Annotated in this window: 19 protein-coding genes and 1 pseudogene; 15 read left to right on the top strand and 5 right to left on the bottom strand. The window is 34.8% G+C overall.

What is annotated here, in order from left to right:
* Positions 1–29 precede the first annotated feature (29 nt).
* Together HHH54_RS06720 and HHH54_RS06715 are read left to right on the top strand one after the other, a co-directional pair.
* Entirely contained in the window at positions 30–938 is a 909-nt protein-coding gene (locus tag HHH54_RS06720; protein WP_198618076.1) for a fumarylacetoacetate hydrolase family protein, read from the top strand.
* A gap of 172 nt (positions 939–1,110) precedes the next feature.
* Positions 1,111–1,500: a YisL family protein gene (locus tag HHH54_RS06715; protein ID WP_198618075.1), complete on the top strand. Its 390-nt coding sequence runs from the start codon at positions 1,111–1,113 to the stop codon at positions 1,498–1,500.
* An 88-nt stretch (positions 1,501–1,588) separates the two neighbouring features.
* Here the strand turns inward: HHH54_RS06715 and HHH54_RS06710 are convergent, their stop codons facing one another.
* The gene (locus tag HHH54_RS06710; protein WP_198618074.1) at positions 1,589–2,914 is read right to left on the bottom strand and encodes a CoA-disulfide reductase; all 1,326 of its coding nucleotides are present in this window, start codon (positions 2,912–2,914) and stop codon (positions 1,589–1,591) included.
* A 23-nt stretch (positions 2,915–2,937) separates the two neighbouring features.
* The gene (locus HHH54_RS06705) at positions 2,938–3,759 is read right to left on the bottom strand and encodes a Cof-type HAD-IIB family hydrolase (protein ID WP_198618073.1); all 822 of its coding nucleotides are present in this window, start codon (positions 3,757–3,759) and stop codon (positions 2,938–2,940) included.
* Between the two features lie 111 nt (positions 3,760–3,870).
* Between HHH54_RS06705 and HHH54_RS06700 the strand changes: the two genes are divergently transcribed.
* From HHH54_RS06700 to HHH54_RS06690, 3 genes are all read left to right on the top strand, one after another.
* A complete protein-coding gene (locus HHH54_RS06700; RefSeq protein ID WP_103210527.1) occupies positions 3,871–4,179 on the top strand; it encodes a metal-sulfur cluster assembly factor in 309 nt (102 codons plus the stop codon).
* A gap of 223 nt (positions 4,180–4,402) precedes the next feature.
* The gene (gene clpB / locus HHH54_RS06695) at positions 4,403–7,030 is read left to right on the top strand and encodes an ATP-dependent chaperone ClpB (protein ID WP_198618072.1); all 2,628 of its coding nucleotides are present in this window, start codon (positions 4,403–4,405) and stop codon (positions 7,028–7,030) included.
* A 277-nt stretch (positions 7,031–7,307) separates the two neighbouring features.
* Entirely contained in the window at positions 7,308–8,198 is an 891-nt protein-coding gene (locus HHH54_RS06690) for a 5'-nucleotidase, lipoprotein e(P4) family (RefSeq protein ID WP_198618071.1), read from the top strand.
* Between the two features lie 63 nt (positions 8,199–8,261).
* Here the strand turns inward: HHH54_RS06690 and HHH54_RS06685 are convergent, their stop codons facing one another.
* On the bottom strand, positions 8,262–8,456 hold the full coding sequence (locus HHH54_RS06685; protein ID WP_198618070.1) for a YjzD family protein: 195 nt from the start codon (positions 8,454–8,456) through the stop codon (positions 8,262–8,264).
* A 151-nt stretch (positions 8,457–8,607) separates the two neighbouring features.
* Here HHH54_RS06685 and HHH54_RS06680 point away from each other — a divergent pair, with 151 nt between their 5' ends.
* Both HHH54_RS06680 and fabF read left to right on the top strand, forming a co-directional pair.
* A complete protein-coding gene (locus tag HHH54_RS06680) occupies positions 8,608–9,549 on the top strand; it encodes a beta-ketoacyl-ACP synthase III (RefSeq protein WP_198618069.1) in 942 nt (313 codons plus the stop codon).
* A 14-nt stretch (positions 9,550–9,563) separates the two neighbouring features.
* Entirely contained in the window at positions 9,564–10,808 is a 1,245-nt protein-coding gene (gene fabF / locus HHH54_RS06675; protein ID WP_198618068.1) for a beta-ketoacyl-ACP synthase II, read from the top strand.
* Between the two features lie 40 nt (positions 10,809–10,848).
* Here the strand turns inward: fabF and HHH54_RS11410 are convergent, their stop codons facing one another.
* Entirely contained in the window at positions 10,849–11,229 is a 381-nt protein-coding gene (locus tag HHH54_RS11410; RefSeq protein WP_198618067.1) for a DUF3899 domain-containing protein, read from the bottom strand.
* 253 nt (positions 11,230–11,482) lie between these two features.
* Between HHH54_RS11410 and opp3b the strand changes: the two are divergent.
* The 5 genes and pseudogenes from opp3b (at position 11,483) to HHH54_RS06645 (ending at position 17,177) form a co-directional block, all read left to right on the top strand.
* Positions 11,483–12,410, top strand: a pseudogene (gene opp3b / locus HHH54_RS06665) (oligopeptide ABC transporter permease).
* A 56-nt stretch (positions 12,411–12,466) separates the two neighbouring features.
* Positions 12,467–13,468, top strand: coding sequence for an oligopeptide ABC transporter permease (opp3C, locus tag HHH54_RS06660; protein ID WP_432813798.1), 1,002 nt, complete (start codon positions 12,467–12,469; stop codon positions 13,466–13,468).
* 14 nt (positions 13,469–13,482) lie between these two features.
* The gene (locus HHH54_RS06655; RefSeq protein WP_198618065.1) at positions 13,483–14,556 is read left to right on the top strand and encodes an ABC transporter ATP-binding protein; all 1,074 of its coding nucleotides are present in this window, start codon (positions 13,483–13,485) and stop codon (positions 14,554–14,556) included.
* Positions 14,556–15,497 carry an ABC transporter ATP-binding protein gene (locus tag HHH54_RS06650; RefSeq protein WP_198618064.1) on the top strand — a complete coding sequence of 314 codons (942 nt, stop codon included), beginning with the start codon at positions 14,556–14,558 and terminating at the stop codon, positions 15,495–15,497. Before HHH54_RS06655 ends, HHH54_RS06650 begins: the two co-directional genes overlap by 1 nt.
* A 36-nt stretch (positions 15,498–15,533) precedes the next feature.
* The gene (locus tag HHH54_RS06645; protein ID WP_432813797.1) at positions 15,534–17,177 is read left to right on the top strand and encodes a peptide ABC transporter substrate-binding protein; all 1,644 of its coding nucleotides are present in this window, start codon (positions 15,534–15,536) and stop codon (positions 17,175–17,177) included.
* Positions 17,178–17,263: 86 nt separating this feature from the next.
* Here the strand turns inward: HHH54_RS06645 and trpS are convergent, their stop codons facing one another.
* Positions 17,264–18,259, bottom strand: coding sequence for a tryptophan--tRNA ligase (trpS, locus tag HHH54_RS06640; protein ID WP_198618062.1), 996 nt, complete (start codon positions 18,257–18,259; stop codon positions 17,264–17,266).
* Between the two features lie 290 nt (positions 18,260–18,549).
* Between trpS and spxA the strand changes: the two genes are divergently transcribed.
* The 3 genes from spxA (at position 18,550) to HHH54_RS06625 (ending at position 21,100) form a co-directional block, all read left to right on the top strand.
* The gene (spxA, locus tag HHH54_RS06635) at positions 18,550–18,945 is read left to right on the top strand and encodes a transcriptional regulator SpxA (protein WP_198618061.1); all 396 of its coding nucleotides are present in this window, start codon (positions 18,550–18,552) and stop codon (positions 18,943–18,945) included.
* Between the two features lie 318 nt (positions 18,946–19,263).
* Positions 19,264–19,983 (top strand): adaptor protein MecA, encoded by a 720-nt coding sequence (gene mecA / locus HHH54_RS06630; protein ID WP_198618060.1) that lies wholly within the window; start codon positions 19,264–19,266, stop codon positions 19,981–19,983.
* A gap of 148 nt (positions 19,984–20,131) precedes the next feature.
* Complete coding sequence (locus HHH54_RS06625; RefSeq protein ID WP_198618059.1) at positions 20,132–21,100, top strand: competence protein CoiA; 969 nt, start codon at positions 20,132–20,134, stop codon at positions 21,098–21,100.
* Positions 21,101–21,158: the final 58 nt, after the last annotated feature.

Raw genomic sequence — 21,158 nt, 5'->3', positions numbered from 1 at the left:
ATAAGACATAAGTTAGGAGCTGATAATGAATGAAATTTCTATCATTCAAATATAAAGATCAAACGTCATTTGGCGTTAAAGTAAAGCGTGAAGAAGCAGCATGGGATTTAACAAAAGTATTTGCTGACTTTGCTGATGGAGATTTTCATCCAAAGACTTTATTACAAGGACTACAGCATAATCAAACTATTGATTTCCAAGAGCAAGTACGTAAAGCAGTTGTAGCTGCTGAAGAAAGTGGCCGCGCTGAGGAGTATAAAGTTCAATTTGAAGATATTGAATTTTTACCACCAGTCACACCAACAAACAATGTGATTGCGTTTGGACGCAATTATAAAGATCATGCAGAAGAAATTAATCACAATCCCGATCGTTTATATGTTTTCACAAAAGCAGCATCATCATTAACAGGGGATGAAAGTACGATTCCAAACCACAAAGATGTTACGGATGAGCTTGATTACGAAGGTGAATTGGGTATTGTAATTGGTAAGCATGGTGAGAAAATTCCAAAAGGACTTGCGTTAGATTACGTTTACGGTTATACAATTATTAATGATATAACGGATCGAACAGCGCAAAAAGCACACGATCAAGCCTTCTTATCTAAAAGTTTAACAGGTGGATGTCCAATGGGACCATATATTGTAACTAAAGATGAATTACCAACACCTGAAAATGTTAATATTGTAACTAAAGTAAACAATGAAATTCGTCAAGATAGCAATACATCTCAAATGACTTTAAAAATTGATGAAATCATTGAAGAAATTTCAAAATATGTAGGATTACATCCAGGTGATATTATAGCGACAGGTACACCAGCAGGCGTTGGTGCAGGTATGAATCCACCAAAATTTTTACAACCTGGTGATGAAGTTAAAGTAACTATTGATAATATCGGTACTTTAACAAACTATATCGCAAAAGATGAATAAGTTTAATATATAATTAAGACAATCTTCTGTTAAAAGGGGATTGTCTTTTGTATTATAGGTTATAAATATAGCGTAATCATAAAGTTTGCAGAATAAAAAAATAGGTTAATAATAAGTATAAACGATATGAATATGTTATGATAGACAAGATATATTTAAGGAGGGAAAAGAGATGCTACTCATTAATTTGCATATTATCAGTTGGGTTATTTTAGCGATTTTATTCTTCGCAGCTTATCAAAACTTTTCAAGCAAACAAGGCCCAACGCCATTGTTTAAGAGCTTACATATGGCAACACGCCTATTCATGGTTTTTGTATTAATCACAGGATTTTGGCTGATTATGCAAGCTTTTACAAGCGCAGATTCAAACCATATGTTATTAACGCTCAAAATGGTAGCTGGTTTAGTTGTTGTTGCGCTTATGGAAGTGACATTAACGCGTAAGAAAAAAGCAAAACCAAGCCGTAATTTATTTGTATGGACTTGGATAGTACTAGTGGTTACTGTAATTTTAGGAGCAATTTTACCATGGGGTCCAATTACAGGACTTTTTAAATAATAAATAGACGTCTATCGAGGAAAAGGTGACTCATAATAGTTTGAGTTGACCTTTTATCCTTGATAGACGTTTTTTTTCAAATAATAGATTACTTATTACGTGCTTTATAACCTACCATATTGATTAAATCTTTTGGATGACTAAATGGTGGCGCATAAGCTACTTCAAAGTTAACTAAATCATCTACAGTCGTATCGTTCATCATTGCCATAGATAAAACATCAATACGTTTATCCACGCCTTTTTTACCAACAGCTGCTGCACGTAAAATACGTCGCGTAGATTTATCGAAATAAACGCGTAACTGAATGCGCGCGTTATTCGGATAATATCCGGCATGCGCTTTATTATTAACATCTACGACAGCGTAATCGAATTTTGGTAGTAAATCTTGTGTGATTCCTGTGCTAGCTAGTGTATAATCGAAAAATTGAACAATCGATGCACCTAAAAAGCCTTTGAATGATGCATGATCTGGATTCACTAAATGTTCAGCGACAACACTTGCAGCACGGTGTGCACCCCATGCAAGTGGAATATGTGCTGGTAAATCAACGTGACGGTAACGACCTGTCGATATATCTCCAATTGCGTAGATATTTGGTACATTTGTTTGGAAGGTATGGTTAACAGGAATATAACCATATTCATCCAGTTGGATCCCAGACCCTTCTACAAACTCTGAATTCGGTACAATACCGATTCCAGTAATGATAAGATCATATGATTCTACTTGACCAGATGTAAAAGTCACGGTCTTTCCATCAATTGATGCGATAGATTCATTTAAGCGGTAAGGAATCTCACGTGCGTCAAGCTCTTCAAAAATTACTTGATTCAAATCTTGTTCGATATGTTTATTAATCGACTCAGAATGATGAATTAAAGTAGGTTTCAAGCCACGCTTATACATATTTTCAACCATTTCTAAACTAACATAACCTGCACCTACTATAAGTACATTTTCAACAGAATGCGTACGAATAAAATTTTCAATACGGTCTGTATCTTCCATATTACGTAATGTAAATAGATTTGGTGCTTCAATATCTAAACGACGTGCACGTGCACCGGGGCTTAGAATTAAAACATCATAAGTATCTTCAAATGTTTCTCCAGATGTATGATCTTTTACAGTGATTGTTTGTTTTTGACTATTGATCGCAATCACTTCATGTTTTAATTTTACATCAATATTTCGATTTGATTTAAATGTATCCGGTGTTTCAGGTAATAATTTTTCTCGTTTTTCAATTACATTACCGAGATAATAAGGTAAACCACAATTTGCGAAGCTCATAAAAGCATCCTTTTCATAGACAGTAATTTCACTTGAAGTATCAAGGCGGCGAATTTGACTGGCAGATGTAGCACCGCCTGCAACAGCACCCACGATTATAATTTTGCGTGTCATAAGTTAGTACGCTCCTTTAAAAATTAATTTCGTTTAAGATTTAAATTGAAGAAATCATTCAGATAAATACCAATACCATCTTCATTATTAGATAGAGTAGTCGCATGGGCAACATGTTTGAGCTCATCAATCGCATTATCCATAGCGACACCATATTTTGCATATTTAATCATTTCAAGATCATTATCTTCATCGCCAAATGCGATAATTGCATCTCTCTCAATATTAAGATAATGTCGAACATAATCAATACCCGTTGCTTTGCTAATGCCTCTTTTAACAATTTCAATGACTGGAAAAGGTGCACCCCAACGACGATGTTCAATATTTTCAGCATAAAAGCGTGTCAAAGCTTGTTTAATACGAGGAATCATATATTCTTCTGCTTCTACGAGAATACTTGTTGGATTCTCATCTAAAGTTTCGCAAATGTCACCTACTTCAGTTTTTGGATTTCCCATACTAAAGCCCTCAAAAAGACGAGCATCTGGACGGTCAATATAAACACGATCCATGACTTCTGCGATAATATTTTTAACTTTCATCTTCTTTAACGTTTCAAGAATACTCAATGATAACGCCTGATCAAGTTGTTCGTGTAACGTCTTAAAGTTTGCATCATGAGGATGATGAACATATGCACCGTTAAAATTTACAACAGGTGAACGCATATGAAGTTGTTCATAGTAAGGTTTACTTGCACGAAATGGTCGTCCAGTTGTAATCATTAAAATGTGTCCTTGTTTTTGTAAAGTTGTTAATACCTCAAACGTATAGGGAGGTATTTCTTTTTGGTCATTAAGTAATGTCCCATCTAAATCTAAACAGATTAAATACTTTTTCATGTGTCTCTCCTTAATGCAAATGTTCATGTAATCATATAATAGCATTTTATTGTACAAGTGTGTTGATTTTGATATATTGATGATAATAAGTTTTTCAAAGAGGTGAAACGAATGGAAGAGGCATTAAAAGACAGTATTCTAGGCGCTTTAGAAAACGTTATTGACCCTGAGTTAGGGATTGATATCGTCAATTTAGGCCTTGTATATAAAGTAGATTTAGATGATGATGGTTTATGTACAGTTGAAATGACTTTAACGTCAATTGGTTGTCCATTAGGGCCACAAATCGTAGACCAAGTGAAAACGGCATTAGGTGAATTACCAGAAATTAAAGATACAGAGGTTAATATTGTTTGGAATCCACCTTGGAATAAAGATATGATGTCACGTTACGCTAAAATAGCATTAGGCGTTAATTAATAGGTTAAATACCATGAAGGAGATTGATGAAAAGGTCAATTTCCTTCTTTTTTTGTTTGAAATGTAAAATAGTGGGAATAAAAAAAGTGTTATAAAAGTCAAAGAAAGTCAAACTTTACTATTGAAATTTATTGCATAAGCAATTATAATATAAATATAGTCAAAGAAAGTCAAAGTCAAAAATTAAATATCTGTCTTGAATGGACATAGGGAGTGATTCTTTTTGAATATTAATCAAATGACGCATTCTATTCAAAATGCCCTTCAAAAAGCAATTGAATATGCTAAAGACTATAAATTAACAAATATTGAAATAGAAGCTGTTTTAAAAGCAGTACTTGAAGCAACAGACAGTTTATATCAAACTATTTTAGAACGTGCGCACATTGATACAGAAGCTTTAAAAGAAGCGTACGAAGATAAATTGAAAAAGTATCCAACCGTTAAAGGTGACAATGTACAATATGGTGAGTATATTGCATCATCAACGAATCAACTCTTCAACAAAGCTGAATCGTACATGAAAGATTATAAAGATGAATTTATTTCTATGGAGCATTTAGTACGTGCGGCTATTGATGTGGATACAACAACACAACAATTTGTTCAAAATAAAGAAGAAGTTATCATTGAAATTATAAAAAAATTAAGAGGAGGGAATCATGTGACATCACAAAATCCTGAGGTAAATTATGAAGCACTTTCTAAATATGGACGAGATTTAGTAGAAGAAGTGCGTAAGGGCAATATGGATCCTGTTATAGGACGTGACGAGGAAATTCGAAATACAATTCGTATTCTTAGTCGTAAAACGAAAAACAACCCCGTTTTAATTGGTGAGCCTGGTGTAGGTAAAACTGCAATTGTAGAAGGACTTGCTCAACGCATTGTTAAAAAAGACGTACCGGATTCATTGTTAGATAAAACAGTATTTGAGCTTGATTTAAGTGCACTTGTTGCTGGCGCAAAATATCGTGGTGAGTTTGAAGAACGTCTCAAAGCTGTATTAAAAGAAGTAAAAGAATCTGATGGTCGTATTTTACTTTTCATTGATGAAATTCACATGCTTGTAGGCGCTGGTAAAACAGACGGTGCAATGGATGCAGGCAATATGCTTAAACCAATGCTTGCACGTGGTGAGTTGCATTGTATCGGTGCGACGACACTGAATGAGTATCGTGAATATATCGAAAAAGATTCCGCTTTAGAGCGCCGCTTCCAAAAGGTTGGTGTTTCTGAACCGAATATTGAAGATACGATTTCAATTTTACGAGGTTTAAAAGAACGTTATGAAGTGCATCATGGTGTACGTATCCAAGACCGTGCCCTTGTTGCTGCGGCGGAATTATCAGATCGCTATATCACAGATCGTTTCTTACCAGATAAAGCGATTGATCTTGTAGACCAAGCATCAGCTACAATACGTACAGAAATGGGTTCTAATCCAACTGAACTGGACCAAGCTAATCGTCGTGTCATGCAACTTGAAATTGAAGAAAATGCATTGAAAAAAGAATCAGACGAATCAAGTCGCATTCGTTTAAAAGAATTACAAGAAGAATTAGCTGAAGAAAAAGAAAAACAAGCGCAACTTCAAGCGCGTGTTGAACAAGAAAAAGAAAAAATCGCTAAAGTACAAGAAAAAAGAGCAGAACTAGATGAAAGTCGAAAAGCATTAGAAGAAGCAGAAAACAACTATGACCTTGAGCAAGCTGCGATATTACAACATGGTAAAATTCCAGAGTTAGAAAAAGAGCTCAAGGAGTTAGAAGAGGCTTTCCAAGAAACACAAGGTGAAGATGGTGCAGATCGTATTATTCGTGAAGTTGTGACTGACGAAGAAATAGGTGAAATCGTTAGTCAATGGACTGGTATCCCTGTTTCTAAACTCGTTGAATCTGAACGTGAGAAACTCCTTCACTTATCCGATATCCTGCATGAACGCGTAGTGGGACAAGACCGTGCTGTAGATTTAGTATCTGATGCAGTAGTACGTGCGCGTGCAGGTATTAAAGACCCAAACCGTCCGATTGGATCATTCTTATTCCTTGGACCAACCGGTGTTGGTAAGACTGAGTTAGCGAAATCATTGGCATCATCACTATTTGATTCTGAAAAACATATGATTCGTATTGATATGAGTGAATATATGGAAAAACATTCTGTATCTCGATTAATCGGAGCGCCTCCAGGCTATGTAGGTCATGATGAAGGAGGACAACTTACAGAAGCGGTACGCCGTAATCCGTACTCAGTCATCTTGCTTGATGAAATCGAAAAAGCGCATTCTGATGTCTTTAACGTTTTACTTCAAATATTAGATGAAGGTCGATTAACAGATTCTAAAGGTCGAAGTGTTGACTTTAAAAATACCATTATTATCATGACAAGTAATATTGGTTCTCAAATTTTACTTGAAGATGTTAAGGATACAGGTGTAATAAATGAGGAAACAGAAAATAAAGTCATGCAAAGTTTAAACGCATACTTTAAACCAGAAATTTTAAACCGTATGGATGATATTGTATTATTCCGTCCATTATCCGTTGATGACATGCAAATGATTGTTGATAAAATTCTGACTAACTTAAATATAAGATTAATGGATCAACGTATTCAATTAGATATGTCGGAAGAAGCAGAAAATTGGATGGGTCGAGAAGCATATGAACCACAATTCGGTGCACGTCCATTAAAACGTTTTGTTCAAAGACATGTGGAGACACCTTTAGCACGATTAATGATTAAAGACAATCTACCTGAAGGCACACATGTATATGGCTATCTCAAAGATAATGAAATCGCATTTGAGATAAAAAAACCTTCAATAGATGACGCAGCACATCTTTAATTATAGATAGGATTGGCAACCTTTTATAGATTATCGGGGTTCCATTCCAAAGAGCTTAGAGCTAATGACTCTAGGCTCTTTTTTGATGTTCAAATAATTGGTAATGAATTCTAATTAAAATAATTTATATATAATGAATATTGAATTATAGAAGAAAAGTCTTTATGATTAGAGTAGATTAGGGTTGTATCAGCGTACGTTTAAGACGATTATGCTACCCTAATAATATAACGGGCATTATGATATGCTGAATACATAAAAGAAAAGGTGAAGTGTAATGCATAAAACAAAATTATCAGCTACAATTTTAGCGGCAAGTTTATTAACACTACCAATTTCTGACGTTGCATCAGCTGAAGTTACGTCAGGACAAGTATCGCAACAATCAGAAGCGGTTGAAACAACAGAAGTGAACTTAGGTCAGGAAAATGTTATGAGTGTTGCATGGTACCAAAATGCAACAGAAGCAAAAGCACTGTACGCGCAAGGTTATAACACTGCTAAAGAATCATTAAGTGAAAAAATCAAAAAACATAAAGGTGGTAAGAAACTTGCGATTGCGTTAGATATTGATGAAACGGTACTCGATAATTCACCTTATCAAGGGTATAACGCATTATATAATAAAAGTTTTCCAGAAGGATGGCATGAATGGGTATCATCAGCACAAGCAAAACCGGTTTATGGGGCTAAGGACTTTTTAGATTATGCACATCAACATGACGTTGAGATATTTTATATTTCAGACCGTTCACACGAAAAGGACTTAAATGCGACAATTAAAAACTTGAAAAAAGAAAAATTACCTCAAGCGGATAAAAAACATGTATTACTAAAAAAAGAAGGTGAACATGGTAAATCTGAAAGACGTGATCAAGTTCGTAATAATTATAATTTAGTCATGTTATTTGGAGATAACTTATTAGATTTTGATGAGCCAAAAGCAGCGACACCTGAAGCACGAGATACATTTTTAAAACAACATGAAGATGACTTTGGTAGCAAATATATTATTTTCCCTAATCCGATGTACGGTAGTTGGGAATCAACGCTTTATCAAAACGACTATAGTATAGATGCACACGAAAAAGATCAACTTCGCAAAGAATCAATTCAATTTTTTAATCCTCAAAATAATAAAGTGCAAAACTATCAACTAGATGCATAAATAGTTGAGAAATATTAAAAGCGGTTAGCGTTGCATAGAACGTTAACCGCTTTTATGCGTGCGTTATTCAGAATGGTGAGTCTCGTATTTAGACGGTGTCATCGCTTTATCTAAAAGGATAACTATAATAGTTGCGATAACAGCGACGATTAATGGTGTAATGACATCAACAGGGCCACCGCCACCTAAACTATTTAATACAAAGTTTACCATTTCTAGTAACAAAACTGCCCAAAATAGTGTTACGATGTATTTCATTATTAAAAGCCTCCATATATAATGATAGTTCTATTATAAGCATACGTTTCATTTTTGTATAGTGACCACTTAGCATCTTGCTTGTCAAATTTTTATAACTTATGTTAAATTAATACCTGGTATTAAAAAAATAAAAGAAGGTGTTCAAACCATGAATGTAGGTATAAAAGGATTCGGGTCTTATGTGCCAGAACGCATCGTTGATAATACTTATTTCGAATCGTACCTTGATACTTCAGATGAATGGATTTCACAAATGACAGGCATCAAAGAACGTAGATGGGCAGGAGAAGACCAGGAAACGTCAGACCTCGCCTATGAAGCAAGTCTTAAAGCAATTAAAGACGCAAACATTGAACCAAGTGATGTGGATATGGTAATCGTAGCTACATCTACAGGAGACCATCGTTTTCCTACTGTGGCTAATATGTTGCAAGAAAGACTTGGATTGAATAAAGTGGCTTCAATGGACCAACTTGCTGCATGTACAGGGTTTATATATGGTATTGTTACAGCAAGAACTTTTGTGTTATCAGGTGAATATCAAAACATTTTAGTTGTGGGTGCTGATAAACTTTCTAAAATAACAGATTTAAATGACCGCTCAACTGCCATTTTATTTGGGGATGGTGCGGGTGCTGCGATTATTGGTGAAGTTTCGGAAAATCGCGGTATCATCAGTTATGAGTTAGGATCTGACGGTGTCGGTGGAAAATACTTATACCAAGATAATGATACAAATTTTATACGTATGAATGGACGTGAAGTATTTAAATTTGCAGTCAGAGTAATGGGAGACTCGTCATCAAGAGCAATTGAAAAAGCACAAATGACTTCAGATGACATTAATATGTTTATCCCACACCAAGCAAATATTAGAATTATGGAATCGTCACGTCAGCGTTTGGACTTACCTAAAGAAAAAATGAGTGTTTCTGTAGATAAATATGGAAATACTTCAGCGGCCTCTATTCCTTTAAGTATAGGTCAAGAATTGAAAAATGGTAAAATAAAAGATGATGATGTACTCGTGTTAGTTGGCTTTGGTGGCGGATTAACATGGGGATCAGTTGTCATGAGATGGGGAAAATAAAAGGAGGAAACATAATGACTAAAAAGCAACGTGTTGTAGTTACAGGTTTAGGCGCGCTATCACCAATTGGTAATGATGTTCCTACTATGTGGGAAAACGCTTTAAACGGTGTCAACGGTATCGACTCTATCACAAGAATAGATACTGATCCTTATCAGGTACATTTAGCTGGAGAGCTTAAAGATTTTGACATCGAAGCGCACATTCCAAAAAAAGATGCCCGTAAAATGGCGAGATTTACACAATATGCGGTTGTAGCGTCTCGACAAGCAGTTGAAGACTCAGGACTTAAAATTGACGAAACAAATGCTGACCGTATAGGTGTTTGGATTGGGTCTGGAATTGGAGGTATGGAAACATTCGAGGAAGCGTTTGAACAACTTCAAAAACGTGGCCCACGTCGCGTGAGTCCATTCTTTGTGCCAATGCTCATTCCAGATATGGCATCAGGCCAAGTATCTATTGATTTGGGCGCGAAAGGCCCCAATGGTTCTACAGTAACAGCGTGTGCAACTGCGACTAACTCTATCGGTGAAGCTTTTAAATTTATCGAACGTGGTGATGCAGATGCCATGATTGCAGGTGGAACTGAAGCACCAATCACACACATGTCGATTGCTGGATTCAGCGCAAGCCGTGCGCTATCTACAAATAATGATAAAGAGACTGCATGCCGTCCATTCCAAGAAGGTCGTGATGGCTTTGTAATGGGTGAAGGCGCAGGTGTTGTTGTACTTGAATCTCTTGAATCAGCAAAAGCGCGTGGTGCAAAAATTTATGCAGAAGTGGTCGGATATGGTGCTACAGGTGACGCACATCACATCACTGCACCTGCTCCAGAAGGTGAAGGTGGTTCTCGTGCTATGGCAGCAGCATTAGAAGATGCGGGTATTGAACCTAAAGATGTACAGTACTTGAATGCCCATGGTACAAGTACACCGGTCGGAGATTTATATGAAATTTTAGCGATTAAAAATACTTTTGGAGAAGCAGCGAAATCACTCAAAATCAGCTCTACAAAATCAATGACAGGCCATTTACTAGGTGCGACAGGTGGTATTGAAACAATTTTCTCAGTCTTATCAATTAGAGATGGTAAAATCGCACCTACTATTCATGCAGATTCACCAGATCCAGAGATTGATTTAGATATTACACCAAACAAAGCTGTAGATTTAGATATTAATTACGCAATGAGTAATAGTTTAGGTTTTGGTGGTCATAATGCAGTGCTTGTATTTAAAAAATACGAAGACTAAGTTAAAAACTGTAGACGCAATAGTGAAGCGTCTACAGTTTTTATTTAATGATAAAGGCTAAGCAAATTGAAATTAAGATAAATACTACTTGAATATACAGTGCAAATTTAAGCCATGAGTCAACATAATAATGTGATTTTTTTGCAGTCTTAGGATTAAAAAATTCATCATCCTCATAAAAAGATTTTGTTTTCTTCCGCATCATTTGATATCTGAATTTTCTAAAACCAAAACTCGTGACATCGAAAATACCTTCTTGAATCATTAAAGCAATAAATAATATTATCCCCAAAACGATTGACACAATAAAAAACACATTAATAAAATTTACCCACGTATGCCCCGTACATAGCCAAATGACGAAACTTATAATTGGTGTTGCAAGAACGCTAACCCCAAATTTATAGTCTAGTTTATTCACATATATCAATCCTTATTCGTTCTTTTTCAATATTGTAACGTAAAATGAATTGAAAAAAATGTAATGTAAGGAATATTAAATTAAAAATACACTAATAGGGTAAAATATTACAATTTCTTTAATTCACTAAACTAAAACACTTTAATACTCTAAATTAAAACAATATTGATTATAGTCTGACAAGTGTTATAATAATATTAATATTTTTAAGAATTGAAAGAATATTTAAAATGTGATGAGGGGGAATTGAAATATGCTTAGGTATACTTTGAAGCGATTGTTGTACATGATAATTTCGTTATTTATCATTATAACAATCACTTTTTTCTTGATGAAATTAATGCCAGGATCTCCATTTAATGATGAAAAATTAAGTGAAGAACAAAAAATAATGTTAAATGAAAAATACGGGCTTAATGACCCGCTTCCGGTACAATACGCAAACTATATGAAAAATGTAGTAAAAGGTGATTTTGGAAACTCATTCCAATATGACAATCAGCCTGTATGGGATTTAATCAAACCACGGTTAGTTCCTTCATTTCAAATGGGATTATTCGCCATGGTGATTGGCGTAATATTAGGTGTTGTTTTAGGAGTAGTTGCAGCCACAAAACAAAACACCTGGCTTGATTATCTCGCAACCGTCATATCGGTTATTGCGATATCAGTACCATCGTTCGTACTTGCTGTGTTATTACAATATGTTTTTGCAGTACGTTTACAATGGTTTCCAGTTGCAGGATGGGAAGGTATATCAACTGCCATATTACCATCACTCGCGCTATCAGCTGTAGTACTCGCAACGGTTGCACGATATATTCGAGCAGAAATGATAGAAGTTTTAAGTTCGGATTACATATTACTTGCACGTGCTAAAGGAAACTCGACAACAAGAGTGCTTTTTGGACATGCATTACGAAATGCATTGATTCCAGTTATTACAATACTTGTACCAATGTTAGCAAGTATTTTGACAGGAACATTAACAATTGAAAATATATTCGGTGTGCCTGGACTAGGGGATCAGTTCGTGAGATCGATTACAACGAATGACTTCTCTGTAATTATGGCAATTACTTTATTATTTAGTACATTATTTATTGTTTCTATTTTTATTGTCGATGTACTATACGGATTAATCGATCCACGTATTCGTTTTGCAAGGAGGTAAGAAATGATGATGAGAGATGAGCGAAACTTACCGCAAGATGATCATTCTAATGCAACTGTACAAATGTCTGGCATACTCAGTGAAGATTTTGTACGCACAGGGTCTCCAGAAAGTGGCGAACAAGACTTTCAAAGAGAAGGACGTACGTTTTGGCAAGACGCTTGGGCTCAATTAAAGCGAAACCGATTAGCAGTTATTGGGATGATTGGACTAATTGTTATTATTTTATTCGCATTAATCGGACCACTATTAAACGGCCACGATTACGCTGAGCAAGATGTTGAACGACGTAACTTACCACCAAAAGTCGCGATACTTGATAAAATTCCATTTTTACCATTTGATGGTGAAGGTGTTGAAGGTAATGCATACGAAAAAGCGAACGTTAAGGAAAATTTCTGGTTCGGTACAGATCAACTTGGACGTGACTTATGGACACGTACATGGCAAGGTGCACAAGTTTCACTATTTATCGGTCTTGTAGCAGCATTACTAGATATTTTTATCGGAGTGATTTATGGAGCAATATCAGGATACTTTGGTGGACGTGTCGATGATATCATGCAACGTTTTATTGAAATTATTTCATCTATACCGAATTTAATTATTGTAATTTTATTCGTATTAATATTTGAGCCATCTATTTGGACAATTATACTTGCGATGACAATTACAGGATGGATTGGTATGAGTAGGGTTGTACGTGGAGAATTCTTAAAATTAAAAAATCAAGAATTCGTACTTGCTTCTCGTACGCTTGGAACATCAGATTTCAAATTAATATTTAAACATATTTTACCTAACTCGTTAGGTGCAATTATTGTAACATCAATGTTTACAGTACCAAGTGCCATCTTCTTCGAGGCATTCTTAAGCTTCATTGGTATCGGGGTACCAGCACCTAAAACATCATTAGGTTCTTTAGTAAACGAAGGGCGTGCTATGTTATTAATTCATCCACATGAGTTATTCATACCAGCGATTATCTTAAGTTTATTAATTCTATTTTTCTATTTATTTAGTGATGGTCTACGTGATGCATTTGACCCTAAAATGCGTAAGTAAAGGAGGTAAAAAAGATGGAAGAACGTATATTAGACATCCACGATTTGCACGTCTCATTTGACATTGAAGCAGGGGAAGTGCAGGCAGTGCGTGGTGTAGATTTATATTTAAACAAAGGGGAAACACTCGCAATTGTTGGTGAATCAGGTTCAGGTAAATCGGTGACTACAAAAGCCATTACCAAATTGTTCCAAGGACAAACAGGGCGTATCAAAAAAGGGAAAATTATTTTTAATGGAGAGGATTTAACACAAAAATCTGAGAAAGAGTTAATGCGTCTTCGCGGGAAAGAAATTTCGATGATTTTCCAAGATCCAATGACTTCTTTAAACCCTACAATGAAAATAGGGAAACAAGTTATGGAACCGATTATTAAACATATTGGTATGAATAAATCAGATGCTAAAAAGAGAGCAATTGAACTTTTAGAGTTAGTTGGATTAAAGCGTGTGAAAGAACGATTTAATGCTTATCCACATCAATTTTCAGGAGGACAACGTCAACGTATTGTCATTGCTCTAGCATTAGCTTGTGAACCTAAAATTTTAATTGCTGATGAACCAACAACAGCATTAGATGTAACAATGCAAGCTCAAATTTTAGATTTAATGAAAGAGTTACAACAAAAAATTGATACATCTATTATATTTATCACGCATGACTTAGGTGTCGTTGCAAATGTTGCTGACAGAGTTGCTGTAATGTACGGCGGACAAATGATTGAAACTGGAGATGTTGATGAAATCTTCTATGACCCGAGACATCCATATACTTGGGGCTTGTTATCATCTATGCCAGACTTAGATACAAAAGGAGAAGACGAGTTAAAAGCAATTCCAGGTTCACCACCGGATTTGATTCATCCACCTAAAGGTGATGCGTTTGCAGCGCGTAGTGAATATGCGCTAGCGATTGACTTTAAAGAAGCACCACCGTGGTTTAAAGTCTCACCGACACATTTCGTACGCTCGTGGTTACTAGATGAACGTGCACCAAAAGTAGAGCCTCCATTAATGGTGCAAAGAAAGCGTAGAGATATGCCACACAATTATGAAAAACCAGAACGTGTAGAAAGGGTGTCGTTTTAATGGCTGAAAAAGAATTATTAGTCGAAGTTAAAAATTTAAAACAATACTTCAATCAAGGTAAACGTAATGAAGTTCGTGCCATAGATGATATTTCTTTTAAAATTTATAAAGGTGAAACATTCGGGCTTGTTGGGGAGTCAGGTTCAGGTAAGTCTACTACAGGAAAAGCTATTATTAAATTGAATGATGTAACAGACGGTCAGGTGCTTTATGAAGGGGTTAATATTCAAAAAATAAAAAAACGTAAAGACTTACTTAAGTTTAATAAGAAAATACAAATGATTTTCCAAGACCCTTATGCGTCGCTTAATCCACGTCTTAAAGTTATGGATATTATAGCTGAAGGAATTGATATTCATGGTTTAGCAAAAGATCGTAGAGATCGTAAAAAACGTGTATATGACTTACTTGAAACAGTAGGATTACGAAAAAGTCATGCTAACCGTTATCCGCATGAATTCTCAGGAGGACAACGTCAACGTATTGGTATCGCAAGAGCATTAGCAGTAGAGCCTGAATTTATTATTGCAGACGAACCTATCTCTGCACTCGATGTATCAATACAAGCACAAGTTGTTAACCTTATGCAAAAACTACAAAGAGAACGTAACATCACATTTTTATTTATTGCGCATGATTTATCAATGGTTAAATACATCTCAGATCGAATTGCAGTGATGCATTTAGGGCGTATTGTTGAACTCGGTACAGCGGACGAGATTTATCATAATCCGGTACATCCATATACAAAATCTTTACTTTCAGCGGTACCACAGCCGGATCCTGATAGTGAACGTACACGTAAGCGTATTACATACGATGTTGATTCTAAGAAGGATGAGTTAGGTACTTTTAGAGAAGTTGCACCAGAGCATTATGTACTTGCGACAGATGAAGAATTTAAACAATACCAAAATGAACAACAATCGGTTCAAATATAATGGGGAGGGGGAATGAACGTGAAATTAAAGCATAGCATGAAAATATTAACACTTATTCTGTCGACAGTGCTTGTATTAGCAGCGTGTGGAAGTGCAGAAGGAATTTATGATGATAAAGGACAAGTCTATCGTAAAGTTATTTCTCAAGATATGACGTCATTGGATTCAGCTAAAGTGACAGATGAAGTAAGTTTCGATAAATTTAATCAAGTTTATGAAGGTTTATATACATTAAATGGAAAAGATGAAGCGACTCTAGGTGTGGCTAAAGAAGATCCGAAAGTAACTGATGGTGGAAAAACTTACACAATTAAATTAAGAGATAATGCAAAATGGTCAAACGGAGATCCCGTTACTGCACATGACTTTGAATTTGCATGGAAACGGGTATTAGATCCAGATACAGCTTCAGAATATGCTTATATTATGTATGATTTGCAAAATGCTGAAGAGATTAATATGGGGAAAAAAGATCCAGATACTTTAGGGGTTAAAGCATTGGATGATTATACATTACAAGTGAAATTAGCGAAACCAGTCCCATATTTCCAAGAATTGCTCGCATTTGGAACATTTTTACCTCAAAATGAAAAAGTTGTAAAAAAATATGGTGATCGCTACGGTACATCAGCTGAGCGTTCTGTATATAATGGACCATTTAAGGTTAAACAGTGGGCGGTAGAAGATAAAATCTTATTAGAGAAAAATAATAAGTATTGGGACAAAGACGTTGTGAAACTTGATAAGGTAAACTATAAAATTTTAAAAGATGCTCAAGCTGGTGCTTCTTTATATGATACAGGATCAGTAGACGATACAGGTATTTCGTCAGAACAAGTTGACAAGTATAAAGATTCACCTGCATTATTTAAACGGTTACTCGCTGCAACGTTTTATTTAAAACTGAATCAAGGCCAAGTTGAGAGTTTAAAAAATCAAGATTTAAGAGTAGCATTTTCACAAGCAATTGATAAGCAAGCTTATGTAGACTCTGTACTCAATAACGGTTCTGCACCAAGTGATGGCTTTACTGCAAAAAGCGTCGCAAAAGCTCCAAATGGTGAGGACTTTACAAAACAAGTCCACTCAGACTTACAATATAATCCTGAAAAAGCTAAAGCAAACCTTGAAAAAGCGAAAAAAGCGTTAAACCAAGATGAATTTACGTTCACATTGAATACAGAAGATACACCATCAGCTAAGATATCTGCAGAATTTATTAAAGCACAAATTGAAAAGAATTTACCAGGTGTAACGATTAAAATTCAACAATTACCGTTTAAACAACGTGTAGCACGTGAGCAAAGTGAAAATTATGAAATATCATTATCAGGTTGGGGACCAGATTACCCAGACCCAATGACATTTTTAACAATTATGACAACAGGTAACTCTTCAAACAATACAGGATGGTCTAATAAAGATTATGACGCGATGTTGAAAGAGGCTAATGGACCTTTACTTCAAAAAGCAGAAGAGCGCAACCAAGTGATGGTTGAAGCGGAAGAGTTATTACTTAAAGAAGCACCGATTGCTCCAATTTACCAAAAAGGGGGAGCACAATTGATTAACCCACAAGTGAAAAACATCCAATATCATAACTTTGGTGGGAATACATCATTGAAATATGTATACATTGATAAAAGTATTGATCGTGAAACAGGTAAAAAGAAAGAATAATTAAAAAGGTCGGGCTACTCAGTCTTAACAAAGACCAGCGCTTCATGCTGGTCTCTGTCAAGCGGGTATCCCGACTTTCTGTATTGTTATTTACGTTTACGTCCAAGCCCCATAGCTTTTTCCATTTTCTTTAATGTTTTGAATGACGTACGTTGTGCTTTATCGCGGCCTGCATCTAATATGTCGTCTAACTTGTCAGATTCATAATAGATACGATATTGTTCTTGGAATTGTGTTAAAAATTGTTCAACAACCTGTGCAAGGTCTGCTTTAAATGTGCCGTAACCTTCGTCTTTGTAACGGTTTTCTAATGATTCAATTGATTCATCAGTTAAACTTGAATAAATTGTTAATAAGTTAGAAATACCTGGCTTATTTTCTTTATCAAATTTAATGATGCCATCTGAGTCTGTGACAGCACTTTTAATTTTTTTCGCAGCTAAACGCGGTTCATCTAAAAGCGAAATGAAGTTTTTCTGATTATCATCACTTTTACTCATTTTTTTAGTTGGATCTTGTAGACTCATGACACGACCACCAACTTTAGGCATATGAATTTCAGGTTTTACTAAAATATCGTTGTATCGGCTATTAAAACGATCTACAAGGTTACGTGTTAATTCTATATGTTGTTTTTGGTCATCACCAACCGGTACAATATCTGTATTGTACAGAATAATATCCGCAGCCATGAGTGGTGGGTAAGTGAGTAGGCCTGTAGGAATACCGTCATTTTGTTTTTTGGCTTTATCTTTAAATTGAGTCATACGTTCTAATTCACCTATTGATGAAATTGTTGTAAGCATCCACCCCGCTTGAACGTGTGCAGGTACTTCAGACTGAATAAACAATGTTACCTTATCAGCATCAAGCCCTGAAGCAAGGTAAATTGCTGCAAGTTGACGAATTTGCTGTCTCAATTTAAGTCGGTCTTGAGGTACTGTAATCGCATGTTGATCGACAATACAAAAATAACAATCATAGTCATCTTGTATATCTCGAAACTGCTTTAAAGCACCAATATAATTTCCGATTGTAGGGATACCACTTGGTTGAATCCCTGAAAAAAGCGTTTTCTTCATTCTTTTTTACCTTCTTTCCAATTGATGTCCATAACCTATTCTAACAGTATTTCTTTTAATTGTAAGTTGTGATATGATAAGTATATCAAATGTTTTGGACTTGGTCAGTATCGTACTAAAGTCTGATTATTTGAAATAATAGCAGATTATTGAAGTTTTCTCATTAAATTTTAATGTTGGAAATCTAAAATATAATCATAAAGTAAAATAAGCAATTTTGAGATATATGGGACAATATTATGTCGTATATACACAATACTTATTTTCATAAAATTAGGAGAGTGAGATGTATGGTAACATTATTTACATCACCAAGTTGCACATCTTGCCGTAAAGCGAAAGCATGGTTACAAGAACATGACATTCCGTATACGGAGCGAAATATCTTTTCAGAACACTTAACATTAGATGAAATTAAACAAATTTTAAAAATGACAGAAGATGGTACAGACGAAATCATTTCTACACGTTCAAAAACATATCAAAAGTTGAATGTTGATATTGATTCATTGCCACTTCAAGATTTATATTCAATCATTCAACAAAATCCTGGTATTTTACGTCGACCTATCATTTTAGACGAAAAACGTCTACAAGTTGGGTATAACGAAGATGAAATTCGTCGATTCTTACCACGTACAGTGCGTACATTCCAATTACAAGAAGCGCAACGCATGGTTGATTAATGAAATACCTATTCAGATTTTAATCTAGTCACAATTGTATATGTTATGTTGAAATGAAAAGAGTAGGATGTTGATCTATGGGTACATAGATGATACATCTTACTTTTTTTATTATAAGATTTTTCTATCTATTAGAGAACGGAAATGCTCAAGTACAATTTGATTGTGAGAATCTTTTTAAGAAGGAAACATTACGATTTTATGTTATGATAAAGGTAAGAGAAGGTTAAAATGTAAGTATAATCAAAACGATTGTAATTTTATAAGTTGTCTAATACAATAGGGATACTATTCATCGACTGTAAGGAGTGAGATGATATGAGAATAGAACGTATAGATGATATGACAGTTAAATTATTTATCACATATACAGATATTGAAGCACGTGGTTTTAAGCGTGAAGATTTATGGACAAATCGTAAACGTGGTGAAGAGTTCTTTTGGTCAGTAATGGAAGAAGTTAATGAAGAAGAAGATTTTGTTGTAGAAGGTCCATTATGGATTCAAGTACATGCTTTTGAAAAAGGTGTCGAAGTTACAATTTCAAAATCTAAAAATGATGAAGTTATGGATATGACTGAAGACGATAAAGCGTTTGATGAATTAGACAGTCAATTAAATGAATTATTATCTCAATCAATAAAAGAAGATATTGAAGAAGAGGAACTTAAAGCAGCAAATGCGCAATCGCATTATCAAAGAGGTAAAAAACGCCAGAAACGTCAAAACGCAGCATTATCGCATACTGTCATCTTTAAGTTTGATAGTTTAGAAGCAGTTATCGAATATGCACATCGTAATGATCAAACTTTAACACAGTTTGAAGATTTATTATATATGCTTGATCACCAATACTATTATGTCGTACATTTTGACGATTCAGTAAGTGAATCACAAATTCATGATTATTATGGTCAAGTTTTAGAATTTGCTACGCCAGGTGATGTGACACAAATTTATCTTGATGATTATGGCAAAATTATTATGAGTCATAATGTGACTGAACAAGTGAAACGTTACTTTCCATCAGAAGAATAATGTGATAATGAATCTATAAATTAAATACTCATTGTTTTAAAGTTAAGCTAATTCAGTTGGAGATGAACATGCATCTATTACAATTGAATTAGCTTTTTTTAAAGTAAACATATTTTTATTAGCGTGTTAATGTATGAGGAGGTTTCATATGTTAACAGCAATGAATCACAAGCATCAACAAGTCTTTGCACAACATGCATCAAAGTCTAATCAATACTATTGTCCTGTGTGCCAAGCTCCTGTAATTTTACGAAATGGACAGACTAAAGTTGCGCATTTCGCACATCGAACGCATTGTCGACTTAAGTCATCACATCCTTCTGAATCATTAGAACATTTACGTTATAAACATCATATTTATCAACAATGTTGTATGTTAGGATATGATGCAAACATGGAGGTATGGTTACCTGACATTCAACAAATACCTGATATTCTAGTTCAGCATACTGCTATTGAGGTGCAACTTAGTCCAATTTCAATCAAGGAGATTCAACAACGAACAGCTGGTCTTAATCAATTAGGATATCGTGTGATTTGGATTACTCGACTCCCTAACATAAAAAGAGAATTGTTCCAATTTAGTCAATTACATCAAACCTTGATAGATCATAATAATGGCCATTTAATCTGCATTGACCCTATAAATTTAGAGTTAAAACGATTAGCTCAATTAATACCTATTACAGCTAAGCAATTTAACGCTAAAGTTGAACGCATATCAATTAAAGCATGTTTAGATATGACTTTAAAATCTCAATATATTAATGAAATAACTGTACGAAAACTTTCCTCGTCTCGCTTACTCGATTATCTTTTTCAATGTCGTCGGAAAAATAGTGTGCTCGAACCAACATTATCATTGGCATACCGTTTACACATGACTGATGCCCAAATATTGAAAGTTACAGGCTTTTTATTTCCAGAACAACTCTATTTTCAGACACATCCAGTATTATGGCAACTTCAAGTTCTCTATTGCCATAAATACCAATTACCAATATTTCAAACACTTAAATCTATGATGAAAATTAGATATTTTTATCAACAAAATATCAATATAGACGTCATACTTGAATTATTAATCAAAAAATATTGCAAAATTTTACAAATATGAGGATATAGTGTGCATAGTTGATTTGAAAATGAGAAAATAAAGGTATCGTATCGTTTAG

The organism is Staphylococcus canis (assembly GCF_016238445.1).
Classification (GTDB): domain Bacteria; phylum Bacillota; class Bacilli; order Staphylococcales; family Staphylococcaceae; genus Staphylococcus; species Staphylococcus canis.
The sequence above is the reverse complement of the archived record's forward strand: the minus strand, read 5'-3'. Positions and strand labels throughout refer to the sequence as shown.

Excerpts from the sequence above, each read along its gene's own strand:
- spxA (WP_198618061.1), top strand. The coding sequence starts at position 18,550 with ATGGTAACATTATTTACATCACCAAGTTGCACATCTTGCCGTAAAGCG.
- HHH54_RS06655 (WP_198618065.1), top strand. The coding sequence starts at position 13,483 with ATGGAAGAACGTATATTAGACATCCACGATTTGCACGTCTCATTTGAC.
- HHH54_RS06685 (WP_198618070.1), bottom strand. The coding sequence starts at position 8,456 with ATGAAATACATCGTAACACTATTTTGGGCAGTTTTGTTACTAGAAATG.
- HHH54_RS06650 (WP_198618064.1), top strand. The coding sequence starts at position 14,556 with ATGGCTGAAAAAGAATTATTAGTCGAAGTTAAAAATTTAAAACAATAC.
- mecA (WP_198618060.1), top strand. The coding sequence starts at position 19,264 with ATGAGAATAGAACGTATAGATGATATGACAGTTAAATTATTTATCACA.
- HHH54_RS06710 (WP_198618074.1), bottom strand. The coding sequence starts at position 2,914 with ATGACACGCAAAATTATAATCGTGGGTGCTGTTGCAGGCGGTGCTACA.
- HHH54_RS06625 (WP_198618059.1), top strand. The coding sequence starts at position 20,132 with ATGTTAACAGCAATGAATCACAAGCATCAACAAGTCTTTGCACAACAT.
- HHH54_RS06645 (WP_432813797.1), top strand. The coding sequence starts at position 15,534 with ATGAAAATATTAACACTTATTCTGTCGACAGTGCTTGTATTAGCAGCG.
- fabF (WP_198618068.1), top strand. The coding sequence starts at position 9,564 with ATGACTAAAAAGCAACGTGTTGTAGTTACAGGTTTAGGCGCGCTATCA.
- trpS (WP_198618062.1), bottom strand. The coding sequence starts at position 18,259 with ATGAAGAAAACGCTTTTTTCAGGGATTCAACCAAGTGGTATCCCTACA.
- HHH54_RS06705 (WP_198618073.1), bottom strand. The coding sequence starts at position 3,759 with ATGAAAAAGTATTTAATCTGTTTAGATTTAGATGGGACATTACTTAAT.
- HHH54_RS06680 (WP_198618069.1), top strand. The coding sequence starts at position 8,608 with ATGAATGTAGGTATAAAAGGATTCGGGTCTTATGTGCCAGAACGCATC.
- HHH54_RS06690 (WP_198618071.1), top strand. The coding sequence starts at position 7,308 with ATGCATAAAACAAAATTATCAGCTACAATTTTAGCGGCAAGTTTATTA.
- HHH54_RS06720 (WP_198618076.1), top strand. The coding sequence starts at position 30 with ATGAAATTTCTATCATTCAAATATAAAGATCAAACGTCATTTGGCGTT.
- HHH54_RS06715 (WP_198618075.1), top strand. The coding sequence starts at position 1,111 with ATGCTACTCATTAATTTGCATATTATCAGTTGGGTTATTTTAGCGATT.
- HHH54_RS06700 (WP_103210527.1), top strand. The coding sequence starts at position 3,871 with ATGGAAGAGGCATTAAAAGACAGTATTCTAGGCGCTTTAGAAAACGTT.
- opp3C (WP_432813798.1), top strand. The coding sequence starts at position 12,467 with ATGTCTGGCATACTCAGTGAAGATTTTGTACGCACAGGGTCTCCAGAA.